The sequence below is a fragment of the Nitrospirillum iridis genome, from assembly GCF_014205765.1.
Classification (GTDB): domain Bacteria; phylum Pseudomonadota; class Alphaproteobacteria; order Azospirillales; family Azospirillaceae; genus Nitrospirillum; species Nitrospirillum iridis.
In genome coordinates, this window is record NZ_JACIIZ010000011.1 from 148,810 (window position 1) to 165,134 (window position 16,325).

The following is a 16,325-nucleotide window of genomic DNA, read 5'->3' on the forward strand; positions in this document are numbered from 1 at the left end:
GATATCGGCGTCCGGGGCCCGGCTCGGCGCTTGTGGCGCGGGCGTCCGGCCCCTATTCCCTGAAGCGGAGAAGCAAAAGGGGGCCGCCATGACGCTGCCGACGGGCCATCAGCGCCGGGAGATCGCCGGCCGTTCCATCCGGTGGAACGCGGCCATGGCCGCCGACGCCTATGCCCAGGGGTGGTGGTGCCGCGACACCCTGGCCGACGCCTTGGCGCGGGCCCTGGATGCGATGCCGGATCGCGTCGTGGTCGTTGATGGCCAGACGCGCCTGGACATCCGGACGCTGCACGACCACGCGGCGCGGGTGGCGGCGGCCCTGATGGATCGCTTTCCGCCTGGCCAGGTGGTGTCGTTCATGCTGCCCAACTGGCACGAGGCCGCCGCCATCTACCTGGGCATCACCTTGGCCGGGATGGTGGCCCATCCCCTGCCGCCCGCCCTGCGCGATGCCGATCTTTCCTTCCTGCTGCGGGATTCCGAAAGCCGCCTTGTCTTCATTCCCGCGCGGCTTCGGGATTTCGACTACCGCGCCATGCTGGCCCGGGTCGCGTCCGCGCTACCCAAGCCACCGGAGGTGGTCGTCCTGCGGGGCGACGCCGGCGGACACACGCCATATCAGTCCCTGCTGACCACGGTCGGCCAGCGGTCGTTTCCGCGTCTCGACCCCGACGCCGTGCGCATGATCCTGTACACCTCGGGCACGACCGGCCGGCCCAAGGGCGTGATGCACAGCCACAACTCCATCCACGCCCTGATCCGCCAGATCGGCCGGCACTGGCGGGTGGAGGCCGGGGACACTTTCCTGGTTCCCTCGCCCATCAGCCATATCGGCGGTTCCATCTACGCCTTCGAGTGCCCGTTGCTGCTGGGGACGCGGGCGGTATTGATGGACCAATGGGACGGGGACGCCGCCTTGGGCCTGATGCGGGCGGAAGGCTGCACCCACATGGCCGGCGCCACGCCCTTCCTGGACCATTTGGTGGCTGCGGCCCGCCGTGCGGGAGAGGTGTTGCCGCATCTCAAGGTTTTCATCTGCGGTGGCGCGGCTGTTCCTCCCGCGCTGATCCGCGCCGCGGCCGACCAGTTCCGCTCCGCGATGGTGACGCGGGTCTATGGCTCGACCGAGGTGCCGGTGACCACGGTGGGTGCGACGGCCCGCGGCGACCTGTCCCATGCCGCCGATACGGACGGCCGCGCCGGTATCGCGGACGTGCGCTTGTATGCCCACGACGGCCAGTCCGCCGGTGAGGTGGGCGAGGTTCGCGCTCGTGGCCCGCAGATGCTGGTGGGATATCACCGCGCAGACGATGAGGACGGCGCCTTCGACGATGACGGTTATTTCCGAACGGGGGACTTGGCCCGCCGCATTCCTGGTGGCTATCTGGTCATCACCGGCCGGATCAAGGACATCATCATCCGCAATGGCGAAAACATTTCAGCCAAGGATGTGGAGGATTTGCTGGCGGGCCACCCGATGGTCCGGGAAATCGCCATCGTCGGCCTGCCCGATCCCCGGACCGGGGAGCGCGCCTGCGCCGTGGTCGTTCCGGCGTGGGCGCCCGGCCCGGACGTCGCCAGTCTGCGCGCCTTCCTTGAAGCGCGCGGCGTGGCGCGGTTCAAGATTCCCGAGCGGGTCGTGGTCTGGGACGCCCTGCCCAGGAACGAGGTCGGCAAGGTGCTGAAGCAGACGATACGCGACGTGCTGATGGAAACCGTCACGCCGCGGTGAGCAGGTCCTTCAGCGCGTTGGTCGTGTCGGCTATCCGGGCCCGGTCCACGGTCGCCCCGGCCTCGACCAGTTTGCGGCCCTGGACGTAGTCGCGAGTGGCGTTGACGCAGTCCAGGGCGACGATGCGGCCGCCGCGGAAATAGATGACGGAAAAGCTGCGCGTGGCGGGATCTCCCCGGATGACGAAATCATCGTGGCCGGTCGACAGACCCAGGGTCTGCAGGCGCAGATCGTACTGGTTGGACCAGAACCAGGGCGTGGCGGTGTAGGGGGCGGGGGTGCCGAGGATGGCTTTCACGGCGGTTGCCGCCTGGTCGTTGGCATTCTGGACGGACTCCAGCCGGATCCTCTGGCCGTCCATGTACATGTTCACATGGGCGGCGCAGTCGCCGATGGCGTAGACGTCCGGGAGGGACGTCCGGCAATAGGCGTCGACATCCACGCCGTTCGTGCCGGCGGCACCGGCGGCGATCAGGGGGGCGACCGACGGCAGGATGCCGATGCCCACCACCACCAGCTGGCAGGGGATGACCTCGCCGTCCGCCAGCTGGGCGCCGCTGACCGAGCCGTCGGTACCCAGGATGCGTCGCAACTGCGCGTTCAACCGGATGTCCACGCCATGGGCCCGGTGTTCCGCCTCATAGAAGCGTGACAGCGGTTCGCCGGCGACGCGGGCCAGGACGCGGGACTGCGCCTCCAGCACGGTGACTTTCTTGCCGAACTTGGACAGGACGGCGGCGGCCTCCAGGCCGATGTAGCCGCCGCCCACAACCACGGCGGCGTCCACCCTGTCCATGGCCGCCTTCATGGCGTCCGCGTCCGCCTTGGTGCGCACGGTGAGGACACCGGCAAGGGCGTGACCTTCGCAACTGAGCCGGCGTGGTTGCCCCCCGGCGGCCCAGATCAGATGGCCATAGCCGATGGTGTCGCCGTTCGCCGCCACGGTTCGCGTGAGGGGGTCGATCGCGGTCACCCGGGTGCCGGTCAAGAGCTCGATCCCCCGGTCGCTCCAGAAAACCCGTGGTCGGAGGAGGATGCGGTCGAACGGCTTCTCGCCCGCGAGGTATTCCTTGGACAGGGGGGGCCGCTCATAGGGCGGCTCCGGTTCGTCGCCGATGATGGCGACCGTCCCTTCGAAGCCCGACTGGCGCAGCAGGGCGGCGGCCTGGGCGCCGCCGTGCCCACCACCGACGATCACGACGTCATAGGCGCGGGGCATCCCTCAATCCTCCGGCGCGATCGTCACGTGCAGTCCATCCAACGCGCCATTGAAGACGATCTGGCAGGACAGCCGCGAATTGATTTTCCGGTGGCTGGAACTGTCCAGAAGCTCATTCTCATCCTCCGACATGTCGGGCAGAAGCGCCAACTGGTCGGGGCCGACATAGACATGACAGGTGGCGCAGGACCGTGCCCCGCCGCACAGGGCCAGCATGTCCGTGAACCCGTTGTCCCGAATGATTTCCATGACCGGCCGGCCGGTCACGCCTTCCACGCGATGCTCCGTTCCATCCAGCGTCGTGACGATCAGCGTCGGCAATCTGCACTCTCCATCTTCGGCGACGAGCCATAGTCGGCAACAGGCCCCCCCGTCGCGCCATCCTAACGGAACTTCTAGCATCGTCCTGGTCCCACGGCACGGTATGGTCCGGTGGGTGCGGCGGGTCCGGACCGACATATCGGGCCGGCGATATGTCGCCGGAACCGTCACCATCATTGGGTGTGCACGTCGGCTTGACCCTGTTTGAGCGAGGCGATTATCGGGCCGAAATCGCGGCCGCGATATCGCCCGGAAGTAACAATCGGAACGGCAAATGGGTTTGACCGAAACCAATTGGCCGGCCAAGTCTTCCTCCATAATCAACAAGAGCGCCGCATACGGTTTCACAAAGAATGACCGTCGGTGAGGGAGGGAAGTGGGATGAAACGGCAACTCGGGCGGACCTGCATCGGTGTCAGTTTGGTGGCACTTCTTTGCGCCAACAGTGCGCGGGCCGCGGATGATCCGCAGTCGCCGCAGGCCGCGACCGCGCCTCAACCGCAGGCGCAAGCCGCCGAGGGGCCCTACCAGATCGATGAGATCGTGGTGACCGCCCGGCGCAAGTTCGAATCCCTTGAGGATGTGCCGCTGTCCGTTCAGGCCCTGACGGTCGACACCATTGAAAAGTACAACGTGACCAATCTCAGTGACGTCCAGAAGATCGTCCCCGGCCTGACGATGTCGCAGAACATCAACGGCTACGGCGCCGCGGCCACGATGCGCGGTGTCGACTTCGACGTGGTGGCTAGCGCGAACAACGCGACGGTCGAGTTCTATTTGAACGACGCGCCGATTTCATCGACCATCATCTTCGCCTCCCTGTACGACGTGGCTCAGGTGGAGGTTCTGCGCGGTCCCCAGGGGACCTTACGCGGCCGGGCCTCGCCCTCCGGCTCCATCACCATCGCGACCCACAAGCCCGACCTGTCGGAATTCGGTGGCTATGCGAACCTGACGGTGAACACGGAAGGTGGCTTCAACCGGCAGGGCGCCCTGAACGTTCCCATCATTCCCGACAAGTTGGCCGTGCGTGTCGCCGCCGCCTATGACGACAACGACGCCAACAGCGTCACCAGCCTCGACAACAGCGCCAAGCCCAAGTCCCGGACCAAGAGCGGCCGCATCAGCATCGCCGCGGCGCCGACGGACTTCCTGGAACTGGACGCGACCTATGAGCGTCTCTGGAGCCATGCCATCGACTTCCAGCAGGTGGAGTCCTTCAGTCAAAGCTCGTCGACAGCGGCCGCCAGCCCGGTGCTCATCACCGCCGCCGATCGTAAGTCGATCTACGACGCGCCCTTCGATGTGACGCAGGACAACAACATCTTCACCTGGCAGGCGACCGCGCACGCGCTGGACCAGACGCTGACGTACGTCGGTTCCTGGATGCAGCAGAACCTCTATAATTTTGAGAATGGGGATTCCGCGAACTTTTTCGACGGCAAGAACGTCCTGGGGGTCAATAGCGCGCCGGTGTCCGATTTGACCTTCGGCCAACGTGTTCACGCCCAGCAGAAGAACGCCAGCCACGAGGTGCGCCTACAGAACGAGGAACGCCTCTTCGGCATGTTCGACTATGTCGCCGGCTTCTTTACACGCACAAGCCGGACGCCCAACGACGTCGCGCGCGATACCCCGCTGGTGCTGGGCTATTATCCTATCGCCGGCAGCCCGTATTTCGCGAACGTCGGCTCGATGGTGCACACCACCGAAGTGGCCAGCCGCGACCGGACCGAGGAAACCTCATTCTACGGCAACCTCACCGCCTACTTATGGGACAACACGGAACTGGCCGGCGGCGCCCGCCTCATCCAGTACAAGGATGTTTCGTCCCTGGCCGTGGACGGCACGCAAATCCCCTACGCGACGCGTGACGCCGACTATACCCACGCCATCTTCAACGCCTCCCTGAAACAGCGCTTCGATGAGAACCTGATGGGCTATCTCAGCGTGGGCACTTCCTGGCGTCCCGGCGCCTTCGTGGTGGGCGACTTCAATCTCGCCGCTTCGCCGCTGGAACAGAGCTTCATCAGCCTGAAACCCGAGACGTCGACCTCCTATGAGGCCGGCTTGAAATCCGAATGGTTCGACAAGAAGGTCACGCTGAACCTGGCCGCCTATCTGCAGGACTTCGACAACTACCCGTACCGGGTGGGTGGGAACGGCGTGTACTTCATCAATACCAGCTACGTCTCGAACGCGCTGGTGCAGAACGTGTCGCAGTTCAACTTCGCCGGCGCGGTGCCGGTTCGGGTTTATGGTGTCGAGGCCGAACTGGCCTATCGCCCCGTCCCGAACTGGTTCCTGGCCGGCACGCTGAACTACGCCGATGGCCGGATCCAGAACGGCGTCGTGCCGTGTAACGACCTGAACGGTGACGGAGTCCCGGACACGAACCTGACAGCGGCGCCGACGTTGGCCCAGCTGCGGGCCGTGGTGGGGGCCAACAACCTCTCCTCGTGCAAGGTCAACTACCGTTCCTCGTCCTCCTCGCCCTGGAGCGGCACGCTCCAGTCGGAGTATTCGCAGTCGCTCGGCAACAACGTCCAAGGCTTCGTACGCGGCCTGCTGAGCTGGAAAGGTGAATCGCAGAACGATCCGACCAACAGTTATGACGATCTGGGCTCCTATGCGCTGCTGGATCTTTATTTCGGCGTCCGCGCGCCCGACAGCGCCTGGGAGCTGTCTTTGTTCGCGAAGAACCTGACCGGGGTGGAGAAGGTGCTGACCCGCAGCAACGGCCAGCTGTCGACGGCCTACCAGGTGGTCAACGTTTCCAACTTAACCTCCACAGCGGCGGCGGCGAATGGGTCCTATACCGGCATCACCACGACGGTGCCTCGCGTGTTCGGCTTCAGCCTCCGGTATTCGTTCGGTTCGCGCTGACCGGCGGCTTAAGGACGCTTCACGACAGGGGGCCGGCCAGCACTGTTGGCCGGCCTTTTTCGGAATACCGCCAGGATGGGCGGCGCGTTGGGAAAGGATAGGGGTGATGGGCGAGAACAGAACCGGCTTGCTGGACGGGCTGCCCCCATGGCCCGAGGTGGACCATGCCGCGTTCGGTCCTGTGGAACGCCGGCCGCTCAGCCGCGTCCAGCAACTGACTGGTGGCTTCCTGGCGCGGAATTGGGTTGCGATACCCCACGTCACCCACAATGACGAGGCCGATGTGACGGCGCTGGAGGCGGCGCGCACATCCTGGAACCGGGACCATCCCGATCGCAAGTTGACCTTGCTGGTGCCGCTGATCAAGGCGGTCGCGGCGGCGCTTGCCGCGCACCCCCAGTTCAACGCCTCAATAGAGAACGGTGGCAAGGCGCTGATTTTCAAGAAATATGTGCACATCGGCGTCGCCGTCGACACCCCCGGCGGTCTTTTCGTCCCCGTGATCCGGGATTGTGATCGCAAGCCGGTGACCGAGATCGCGGCGGAACTGTCCACCCTGTCCGAGCGGGCCCGGACCAAGGGCCTGCCGATGGCCGACATGTCTGGCGGCTGTTTCACCGTCACATCGTTGGGGCATATCGGCGGCACCACCTTCACGCCCATCATCAACGCGCCCGAGGTCGCGATCCTGGGCCTGACCCGCCTCATCGACCGCCCCGCGCCCGGTGAGGGGGGGGCGGTGATCTGGCGGCGGATGCTGCCGCTGTCGCTCAGTTACGACCACCGCGTGATCAATGGCGCGGACGCGGCCCGCTTCACCCGCCATGTCGCCAACACGCTGATGGCCGCGCCCGAGTTTTCATGAGGTTGGTGAAGACAAGGAAATTGTGGGTGGCTGTTGACCGGGTGACGATGAGCTGACGGCGTCAGGCAACCTTGGCGGCCAATTCCTGTTCGCGTTCGCGATATTCCTTCGGCGCCACGCCGAACTTGGTCTTGAACATGCGGCTGAAATGGGCGCTGCTCTTGAAGCCGACCTGGTAGGCGATCTCGCAGACGAGGTGCTGCTTCATCGCGGGATCCCGGAGCCAGGCCTGAGCCATTTCCACCCGCCTCTCCCAGACGAGGTTGGAGAAGGACAGCCCGTTCTTCTTCAGGATCTGGCAGAAATACCGCAGAGAGATGCCGCAACGGTCCGCGACCATTTTGGCGTTCAGATCCGGGTTGGCGAAGTGCTGGCTGATGTAGAGGGTGATGTCGGACAGCCGCCGTTCCACGATGGAGCTACGGTGGCCCAGGTCGCCGGCCTCCCGCGCTATCGATCGGCCAAGGCCGGTCAGCAGGGGCTGGACCAGCTGTTCGGCGATGTCGGTGTCGATCTGGTCGCCGCCCTCAAACAGCAGGGTGAATATCCGTTCGGCCAGGAAAAGGTCGCCTTTGAAGGTGGGAAAGGGCTTTCCGGCCTCCAGCGCGTCGGGGATGATGGCGTACAGGCGGTGCGCGGGCACCACCACATGCATCACCTCCAGACAGCCGCCTTGGTCGGGCATCAGCTCCATGTAGAACGGGCGGCAGGACCGGGTGATGGTGCATTCATCTGGATTGATGGTGTGCTTGGCGCCGGGGTAGGAGATGATGACCTGCCCGCGACGCACGAACCAGAAGACGGTCACGTTGGTCTTGTCACTGCGGATGTGCGACCAGGATCGGCGGAAAGCGAGGCCGGAGCGGGAGGTCAGCTTGTAGATGCCGTATTCGCCCGCCACGCTTTTTTCGATGCGCATGTCGACTTCCCGTGTCGACAAAGGCTTGAGGTCGCCTTCGTAATAATCGGCGTTGTTCTTTCCTCTGAACTCATGCCGACGAATTTCATGGTTGGCCGTATTCATGTCGAAAGCCAAGACGGGCATCATCCTACCCTTTCTTCTGCGGGAGCCTTTACGGCGATCCCCATCATAGGAGGATGGCTTTCACGGACAAGCTGGATCGCAGGTCCAGAAACGTGGAATCGCTTGAGCGATATGTACCGGGTGTCAACAGCCACCCGTCCCCACTATCAGGCATCGACCTCGATCCAGGCGTCGACGATGCGGGCGGCGTAGACCTGGATGGGTTGTTTGGCTGGCGGGTTCTTGGCCTTGCCGGTGGCCAAGTCGAACCGGGCGCCATGGACGGGGCAGGCGATCCAGCCGTTCCCCAGGCGTCCGCATTCCAGTTTCTCGTCCGCGTGCGAGCAGATGTTGGAAACGGCATGCAACTGGCCATTCCAGTTACAGATCAGGATGGATTTTCCGTTGATCTCCACCGCTTTCTTGGCGCCGTGGGGCACCTCGTCCGCGGGCAAGGCGCGCACAAAGCTTTCCGAAGTCATGACGGTCTTTTTCTGCCTCCCGGCACACCGGCGCCCGGGACGGGCGCCTGTGATTTTGAATAGCATCCAGGCGCCGGCCCGCGAATGACGGTACGCGTGATCGATCTTGTCTGGCTTGGTTGGGGGACTCTCAGCAAGAGGGCTCAGATCCAGCGCAGATCATGCCTGCTGAACGGGGTGCCGCGTACCCGCTTGCCGATGGCGCTGAAGATCGCGTTGCCCACCGCGGCGCTGACCGGGCCCACCGGCGCTTCTCCGACGATGTCCATCCGGGAATGGCCAGACAAGGCGTCGAAATGGATGTCGATGGGCGGCGTGTCGGCCAGGCGGAGCATGGGGTACTGGTCGAAGTTGGCCTCCACGACGGCGCCGTCCACCAGCGTCAGTTCCTCCTGCAGGGCGGCGTTCAGGCCGAACAGTGTGCCCCCCTCCAGCTGCGCGGCGACGGCGTCGCGATTGGCCACCCGGCCGCAGTCGAAAGCGACATCGATCTTCTTCACCCGGATCTCGCCCGCCGGGCTGACTGCGACATGCGCGACGGTGCAGACAATGGTGCCCATGGCGTGCACCGCCGCCTGGGGCCAACCGGAAATGGCGATGCCCAGGCCTTCGCCGCGCGGCAGCTGACGCCCCCAGCCGGCGTGCCGGGCGGCGGTGCGCAGACAGTCGCTCCAGGACTGGTCCCACGTGTTCACCAGCCGCAGCCGATAGTCCAGCGGATCGGCGCCCGCCGCGTGGGCGCATTCGTCGATGAAGGTCTCCACGATGAAGGCGTGTGAGTTGTAGCAGGGGCCACGCCAAGCCCCGTTCAGCACGTGAACGGGCTGCGCGCTGGATCGGATCAGCACGTTGGGCACGATGCCGCTGGTGAAATACGGCACATCATCGAAGCCCATGGTCAGGTGGAAGGTCGGGCGACTTCCGGTGAAGCAGGCCTCCGCTTCCACCGCCGCCGGAAGGCCGGTGCCGTCATCCAGCACCGCCCGGAAGCGGCTGGTGATGGGCGTGCGATAGCGGCCTTGGCGGAAGCATTCCTCACGGGACCAGATGGTCTTCACCGGCACGCCCGGATAGGCCTTGGCCACCGCCACGGCCATGCGCACGTCGTCGGCCTGGGTCCGCCGGCCGAAGCCGCCGCCGACGAAGGTCTGATGCAGCTTGACGCTTTCCGGCGGCAGGCCGGTCTCATCGATCACCACCCAATAGGCCTGCTGCTGGTCCTGCGTCGGGCACCACACTTCCGCGCCGTCGGCCGTCACCAGCGCCGTGGCGTTCAGTGGCTCCATCGCGGCGTTTTCGCAATAGGGCGTGGCGTAGACGCCGTCGACCACGCGGGCGCCGCTGGTGGCCGCCACATCGCCGGCTTTGCGCAGGACGCGGCCCTCCGCCTTGTCCAGGCGGGCGTCGACCGCCGCACGGATATGCTCCACCGTCGCGAAGGCGGCGGCGGCGGGATTGGCGTCCCAGTCTACGGGCAGGGCGTCCAGGGCCATCTTCGCCTGCCAGTAATGATCGGCGATCACGGCAACGCCCCATTGCGCCGTGGTGTCACCCAGGGTGAAGGTGGCCTTCGGCCTGATCGGCGCCCCCTTGGTGTTGGCCGGATCGATGATCACCACGGCGCGCACGCCCGGCATGCCGCGCACGGCGTCGGCGTCGACGCTTTTTACTTTGCCGCCGTGCACCGGTGGTTGCCGCAGGGCGGCGTGCACCATGCCCGGCTGCCGGACGTCGATGCCGAACACCAGACGGCCCGTTACGATGTCAGGGGTGTTCAGCTTGGCCGGCGACGCCTTGCCCAGGAAGGTCCAGTCGCTCTCGGGTTTCAGGGTCGGCTCGACCGCCAGTTCGACCCTGGCGGCCTCCGCCGCCACTTGGCCGTAGCGCAGCCGGCGGCCGGTCGGCTTATGGGTCAGCACGCCGTCCTGGGCATCGATGTCGGCCGCAGCGGCTTTCCAGCGGGTGGCGGCGGCGACCTTCAGCCGTTCCCGCGCGCTGGCGCCCAGTTGCAGCGCTCGCTTCATGCGCTGGCGGTCCGTCCCGTGCCCGGCGAAGAAAGGCAGGAAGCCGGCACTGTAAACCCCCTTTTCCAGATAGTCCCGATGGATGGCGCCGAACTCGACCCTGACCCGGGACCAGGCGCAGGCCAGTTCTTCGGTCACATTCATGGCGACCTGGGTCATGGCGCCGTTGCCGATTTCCGGTGTCGGCACACGGATGATGACGGTATCGTCGCGGCCGATCACCACCCAGGCGGAGAACTCGGCCCCCGCGCCATCGGCGCCGCTGGCGGCGGGGGGCATGATGCCGAGCGCCATGCCGCCCGCCGTGGCGGACACGGACAGAAGAAAGGCGCGGCGGCTGAGGCTGAGCGCCGCCCCCATTGCCGTGTCAGGCGCGGTATCAGCCATGGCTCACCTTCCCGCCGGTTCCCGGCGGCTGCTGGGCCGCCCGCCGCAGCGCCGCCCGCACGCGGGGATAGGTGCCGCAGCGGCAGATGTTCGACAGGGCATTGTCGATCTCGGCGTCCGTCGGGTGGGGCGAGGTCTTCAGCAGGCCGGCCGCCGTCATCAGCATTCCGGCTTGGCAATAGCCACACTGGGGCACGTTCATCTCGGCCCACAGCTTCTGCAGGACGTGGTCACCATCGCGGGAAAGCCCCTCGATGGTGACCACGTCGGCGCCCCGCAGCGTTTCCAGAGGCACCTGGCAGGACCGCACCGCCTGCCCGTTGAGGTGCACTGTGCAGGCGCCGCACTGGGCAATGCCGCAACCGTATTTGGTGCCGGTGAGGCCGAGATGATCGCGCAGAACCCAGAGCAGTGGCGTCGATGGATGGGCATCCAGCGTGCGTGCCGTGCCGTTCACGCGAAACCTTATGACGGTCATTCCGGCCCCTTTCTCGATCAGGGTGGGTGCATGCGTTCAGGGTTTGGGCGTCACCTTTGCCAATTCAGCGTCGATCTTGACCAGCAGATCGTCCGAGAACTTGTCCGGGGCATAGGCCTGGACCTGCTTCAGGGTCATGGCCCGGGCCTGCTCGAACTGCGGATTGGCCACGGTGTCGGGAATGAACTTCACCAGCACGGCCTTGGTCTGCGCGTTGTCCAGCAGGGTGCCGATATCGGTTTCCGAGGTCGAGTAGGCGGGGGCGGCAGCCGTGGTGGTGGTGGCCGGGGCGGCGCCGGCGGCACCGGCCATCAGCAGGGCGGCGGCGACCATCGCGGCGAATAGGGACGTCTTCATGATGCTTCCTTTCGGGGGCTGTGGGTCATGGAAGGGCGGGGGTGCCGGTGAGTGGGGTGGATGCTTGGCTACTCAGCGCGTCGCGCGCGGCGGCGCGGATATAGGCCCGCAGGGAACGGACCTGATCCCGGGTCAGGGAGGGAAAGGCTGGCATGCCGCGTTCCAGCAGCGCGCCATCGTGCACGACGTTCCAGAACGCGTCCTCCGACAGGGCAATGGCGGATTCCCGTAGGTCAGGTGCGGGTGAGCCGGCGCCCTGCATGTTCATGCCATGGCAGGCCAGGCACATGATGGACAGGGCATGGCCCTTGGCCACCGCCTTGTCGGTGATGACCAGGGTGGGGTCGTCGACGGCGTGGACCACCATGTCGGGCGCCAGTGACGGCGGCAGCCGCTTCCGCCCATCCAGCGCGAAGGTCAACAGCCGGCGGGTCTGGGCGCCGTATTTCCAGCCGACGTTGAGGACGCTGGAGACGGCGGCGGTGGTTCCGCCATACCCCACCAGGATCGATACATATTGCCGACCGCGGGCGGCATAACTGATGGGGGCGCCGACGATGCCCAGGCCGGCGTCGAAGCTCCACAAGCGGTCGCCCGTCCGGGCGTCATAAGCGCTGAACCAGCCGTCGGCCGTGCCCTGAAAGACCAGGCCCCCTGCGGTGGCCAAGGTGCCGCCGTTCCAGATGGTGGGATGCGCCACCTTCCAGCGGGCCGTCCGCGCCACAGGATCCCAGGCCAGCAGCGCGCCCTTGCCGTCGTCCTTGTCGGCCAGATGGGGCGTGATGGCGACGCCGCTTATGGGAATGTCCGACGGTTGAGGATGGGTGGAATAGCGGGCCCCCATCTGCATGTAGGGGATGTAGACCAGGCCGGCGGCCGGGCTGTAGGCCATGTCCTGCCAGTTATGGGCCCCCAGCATGCTGGGGTACATGATGCTCTCGCCGGTCTCATACCGGATGTTCGGCGCCTCCACCGGCCGCCCGGTGGCGAGATCGATATGGTCGGCCCAGGTGACTTTGCCGATCTTGTCGGCGGAGATCAGCTTTCCCGTTTCCCGGTCCAGCACATAGAAGAAGCCATTGGTGGGCGCCTGCATCAGGACCTTGCGCGGCTTGCCCTCGATGGGCAGGGTCGCCATGATCATGTTGGCGGTGGCCTTGTAGTCCCAGCTTTCGCCCGGGTTCTCCTGATAGTGCCAGAGGTATTTCCCGGTGTCGGCGTCCAGCGCCACGATGGAGGCCAGGAACAGGTTGTCCCCGCCGCCAGGGCTGCGCTGCCGGGGATCATAGGGGCCGCCGTTGCCGGTGCCGAGATAAATGCGGTTCAGCTCACGGTCGAAGGTGATGCCGTTCCACACGGTGCCCCCGCCGCCGCCTACTTTCCAATAGTCGCCCCCCCAGGACTTCGCCGCCATTTCCATGACCGGGTCGCCGGCGTTGTCCTCCGGCTTTCCTGGCGTCACGTAAAACCGCCATGCCAAGGCGCCCGTGACCTGGTCGTAGGCGGAGACGAAACCGCGCGCGTTGGCGTCGGCGCCGCCGTTGCCGATGATCACCTTGCCGTTGAAGGTGCGCGGCGCCCCGGTGATGGTGTGCAGCGTGTTGGGTGGCAGCGTGTTGACGGTCCACAGTGTCCGGCCGCTTTTCGCGTCCAGGGCCACCAGGCGGCCGTCCAGGACGCCGACGAACACTTTGCCGTTGTCATAGGCGACGCCGCGGTTGACGCTAAGGGCCTGGCCCAGCTTGGCCGGGTTCACCCGCCATATCTCGGGATCATACTTCCAGACCAACCGGCCGCTGATCCCATCAACGGCGTAGACGGCCGAGCGGCTGCCCGTGAAATAGAGCACACCGTCGACTGCCAGCGGCGTCGCCTCCAGCGTCACCTCGTCCGGCAGATCGAAAGACCAGGCCAACCCGAGCCGACCCGCGTTCTTGGCCGTCAGGGCGGTGAGGCGGCTGTAGCCGCTTTCGTCCGCGCCGCCGCCATGGGTGGTCCAGTTCTCCCCCGCTCCGGCCTGGTCCGCCGTTGCGCTCCGCGCGGACGGGCTGGTGACTAGAAGCAGCACGGCGCACGCCGTGGAAAACAAGGCGCGGCCGGTCACCGTCGCTCACTCCGGGTCATGGTTTCCTTCCCCCGCCGTGTGGGCCGGTTATTGCGGACCGACCCCACCTTGTCGGCGATGCGACCACCGGGCATAGGCCGTCGATGGAACGCGAGCACATTTATGATATACAGTGGATCATAAGTGCCTCACGCCGTCCGGTCAACGCCAGTGGATGTTTGACCAGCCAAGGCGGGCGATATCGCTGCCGCGATCCCCACGCGGGCTCAGCTGTGCCTGGGGTGAATCCAGGATTGCCGTGGACTGCATCTTGGCTCCCCGGCGCTTGCGGGCCGGTTCGGCGGCGCCTAACCAAATAGGCGGAATTCGCGAACACGGGTTATGGGAGGAACGGATGCCCCAGGGCCCAGGGCGCGCCGGTTCGGGAGTGATCGTGCCCGGCACCGCCGGCGACACGCCGGACATCCAGGTGCAAGAGGACCGGATGCTGGAAGGTCAGCAGCTGGATGTGGGCATGGCCGTCACGGTCTACGGGGCCAGCCGCCGCCCCCCGCGACGGGAAGGGGACAAGGCGTCCACGCCAGTCCTCCCCCATGTCATCGCTCCCCCCGTCACCGAACATTGACAAGACGTTCCGAGAATGAGGCCGCCCCCATGTCCTATGAACTGAATCGCAGGCTTGCCGCCCGGCGCCCACCGCTTCCGACCACGGCGACGGTCGATCCGGTGACGGCCGCCATCATCCGTGGCGCCTTCGAGACCGTGTGTTTCGAGGCCGCCACCTACCTGGGCCGGGCCGCGTCCTCGCCCATCATCAACCAGTCGAATGAGCGCAACGCGGCGATCGTCGATGCGCACGGCCGGCTGGCGATGGGGTCCATCGGCACGCCGCACCTCACCTTCGTCAACCAGATGATGGTGCGCTGGGCCCTGATGAACCTGAAGGAGTACGACATCGGCCCGGGCGACGTGCTGCTGTCCAACGATCCGGACCATGGGGGCGGGCACCTGCCGGACTACTGCGTCTATGCCCCCGTGTTCGATGATAACGGCGAACTGATCCTGTTCCAGAGCCTGCAGGCCCATCAGGGCGACACCGGCGGCAAGGACCCCGGCGGCTTCACCCTGGAAGCCACGGACATATTCACCGAGGGCGTTTCGTTTCCTTGCCTGAAGCTGGCGCATCGGGGCGAAAAGCGCATGGACGTGATCCGCATGGTGGAACGCAACAACCGTTTCGCCACCTTCGCCGGGGATCTGGCGGCGATGATCGGCGGGGTGCAGAAGGCGGCGGGCTCGCTGCAGGCCCTCATCCGCCGCTACGGTTCCGACACGGTCAAGGCGGCCATCAACCTGTCGATCGAGCAGACGGAGCGGCGAGTGCGGGAAGAGGTGGCGCGGTGGCCCGACGGCAGTTACGAGGCCACCGTCCTGATCGATCACGACACCGTGGGCACCAAGGACGTCAAGGTGCATGTCACCTGCACCGTGAAGGGCGACCAGCTGACGGTCGACCTGACCGGCACGGACGACCGGCCCAACCTGGTGGGTGTCTGGAACACTTATGCCAACAGCCGCTCTTACGTCATGATCCAAGTATGCGCGGCCGTCGATCCCACCATCGTGAAGAACGAGGGCATGTTCGACGCCATTGACATCGTCATCCCCGAAGGTTGCATCGCCCAGCCGCCCGCCAACAAGCCCGCGGCCCTGGGTTCCTTCCATCCGGCGTGCGAGATCACCGAAGCCGTCTGCCTGGCCCTATCCCGAGTGGTGCCGGAGCGCTCCGCTCCGCAGCTCTACAAGATCGGCATGCCGAACGCGGTCATCGGCTTCGACGCCAAGGGCGGCATGTGGATGGACCAGGGCGTCGACTGCCGCTCCATGGATGTCTCCGCCGTCCAGGGGATAGACGGCTGGGGATCCTGCCCCGTCAGCCTGGGTAATCTGATCCTGTCTGAAGCCGAGGACGCGGAAGTGCGCTTCCCCATCCTCAACATCGGCCGCGAGATGACCACCGATGGCGGTGGCGCGGGGCAATGGCGCGGTGCGCCCGGCAGCCTGAACGTCAAACAGGTCCTGGTGCCGACCATGGCGATGGCCTGGATGGTCTCCGCCGACCATCCGCTGCGCGGCGTGTGCGGCGGTGATGATGCCATTCCCTACAGCAACCGGTTCGAGGTGGGGACGGAGCGCGAATACAAGATCGAGCGGACGGCCCAGGCGCAACTGCCGGCCGGCGCCGTCATCGCCTACCAGCACGGCGGTGGCGCCGGTTTTGGCCTTGCCCTGGATCGCGATCCGGAGGCGGTCAAGGAGGATGTGCTGGATGAATACGTCAGCGTGGAGGCGGCGCGGGACCGGTACGGCGTCGTGCTGACCGGCCGCCTTGACGACTATGACCTGACGGTTGATGCCGTCGCAACCGAAGTGCTGCGGGCCCGGATGCGCGCGCTGCGTGCGGTTGCGGCGTGAAGGGGGATTT

General features: G+C 65.9%; 13 protein-coding genes. 5 read left to right on the top strand and 8 right to left on the bottom strand.

Going from position 1 to position 16,325, the window contains the following annotated elements:
- Positions 1-88 precede the first annotated feature (88 nt).
- The gene (locus FHS74_RS19145; protein ID WP_184803600.1) at positions 89-1,732 is read left to right on the top strand and encodes an AMP-binding protein; all 1,644 of its coding nucleotides are present in this window, start codon (positions 89-91) and stop codon (positions 1,730-1,732) included.
- On the opposite strand, the gene FHS74_RS19150 is transcribed toward FHS74_RS19145, so the two are convergent.
- Complete coding sequence (locus tag FHS74_RS19150; RefSeq protein WP_184803602.1) at positions 1,719-2,951, bottom strand: NAD(P)/FAD-dependent oxidoreductase; 1,233 nt, start codon at positions 2,949-2,951, stop codon at positions 1,719-1,721. The genes FHS74_RS19145 and FHS74_RS19150 overlap by 14 nt on opposite strands.
- Positions 2,952-2,954: 3 nt before the next feature.
- Positions 2,955-3,272, bottom strand: coding sequence for a 2Fe-2S iron-sulfur cluster-binding protein (locus FHS74_RS19155; protein ID WP_184803604.1), 318 nt, complete (start codon positions 3,270-3,272; stop codon positions 2,955-2,957).
- 381 nt (positions 3,273-3,653) lie between these two features.
- On the opposite strand from FHS74_RS19155, the gene FHS74_RS19160 reads away from it, so the two are divergent.
- Entirely contained in the window at positions 3,654-6,158 is a 2,505-nt protein-coding gene (locus FHS74_RS19160) for a TonB-dependent receptor (RefSeq protein WP_184803606.1), read from the top strand.
- A 106-nt stretch (positions 6,159-6,264) separates the two neighbouring features.
- On the top strand, positions 6,265-7,023 hold the full coding sequence (locus FHS74_RS19165) for a 2-oxo acid dehydrogenase subunit E2 (RefSeq protein ID WP_184803608.1): 759 nt from the start codon (positions 6,265-6,267) through the stop codon (positions 7,021-7,023).
- A gap of 61 nt (positions 7,024-7,084) precedes the next feature.
- Here FHS74_RS19165 and FHS74_RS19170 read toward each other — a convergent pair whose 3' ends face one another.
- From FHS74_RS19170 to FHS74_RS19195, 6 genes are all read right to left on the bottom strand, one after another.
- Positions 7,085-8,071 carry a helix-turn-helix transcriptional regulator gene (locus FHS74_RS19170; RefSeq protein WP_184803610.1) on the bottom strand — a complete coding sequence of 329 codons (987 nt, stop codon included), beginning with the start codon at positions 8,069-8,071 and terminating at the stop codon, positions 7,085-7,087.
- 143 nt (positions 8,072-8,214) lie between these two features.
- Positions 8,215-8,529, bottom strand: coding sequence for a Rieske (2Fe-2S) protein (locus tag FHS74_RS19175; protein ID WP_184803612.1), 315 nt, complete (start codon positions 8,527-8,529; stop codon positions 8,215-8,217).
- A gap of 143 nt (positions 8,530-8,672) precedes the next feature.
- The gene (locus tag FHS74_RS19180; RefSeq protein ID WP_184803614.1) at positions 8,673-10,940 is read right to left on the bottom strand and encodes a xanthine dehydrogenase family protein molybdopterin-binding subunit; all 2,268 of its coding nucleotides are present in this window, start codon (positions 10,938-10,940) and stop codon (positions 8,673-8,675) included.
- The gene (locus FHS74_RS19185; protein ID WP_184803616.1) at positions 10,933-11,418 is read right to left on the bottom strand and encodes a (2Fe-2S)-binding protein; all 486 of its coding nucleotides are present in this window, start codon (positions 11,416-11,418) and stop codon (positions 10,933-10,935) included. Before FHS74_RS19185 ends, FHS74_RS19180 begins: the two co-directional genes overlap by 8 nt.
- 36 nt (positions 11,419-11,454) lie before the next feature.
- Positions 11,455-11,775 (bottom strand): hypothetical protein, encoded by a 321-nt coding sequence (locus FHS74_RS19190; RefSeq protein ID WP_184803618.1) that lies wholly within the window; start codon positions 11,773-11,775, stop codon positions 11,455-11,457.
- Positions 11,776-11,800: 25 nt separating this feature from the next.
- Positions 11,801-13,879, bottom strand: a complete 2,079-nt coding sequence (locus FHS74_RS19195; RefSeq protein WP_184803620.1) for a PQQ-dependent dehydrogenase, methanol/ethanol family — start codon at positions 13,877-13,879, stop codon at positions 11,801-11,803.
- Positions 13,880-14,234: 355 nt separating this feature from the next.
- On the opposite strand from FHS74_RS19195, the gene FHS74_RS19200 reads away from it, so the two are divergent.
- The gene (locus tag FHS74_RS19200; protein ID WP_184803623.1) at positions 14,235-14,465 is read left to right on the top strand and encodes a hypothetical protein; all 231 of its coding nucleotides are present in this window, start codon (positions 14,235-14,237) and stop codon (positions 14,463-14,465) included.
- 29 nt (positions 14,466-14,494) lie between these two features.
- Positions 14,495-16,315, top strand: coding sequence for a hydantoinase B/oxoprolinase family protein (locus FHS74_RS19205; protein ID WP_184803624.1), 1,821 nt, complete (start codon positions 14,495-14,497; stop codon positions 16,313-16,315).
- Positions 16,316-16,325: the final 10 nt, after the last annotated feature.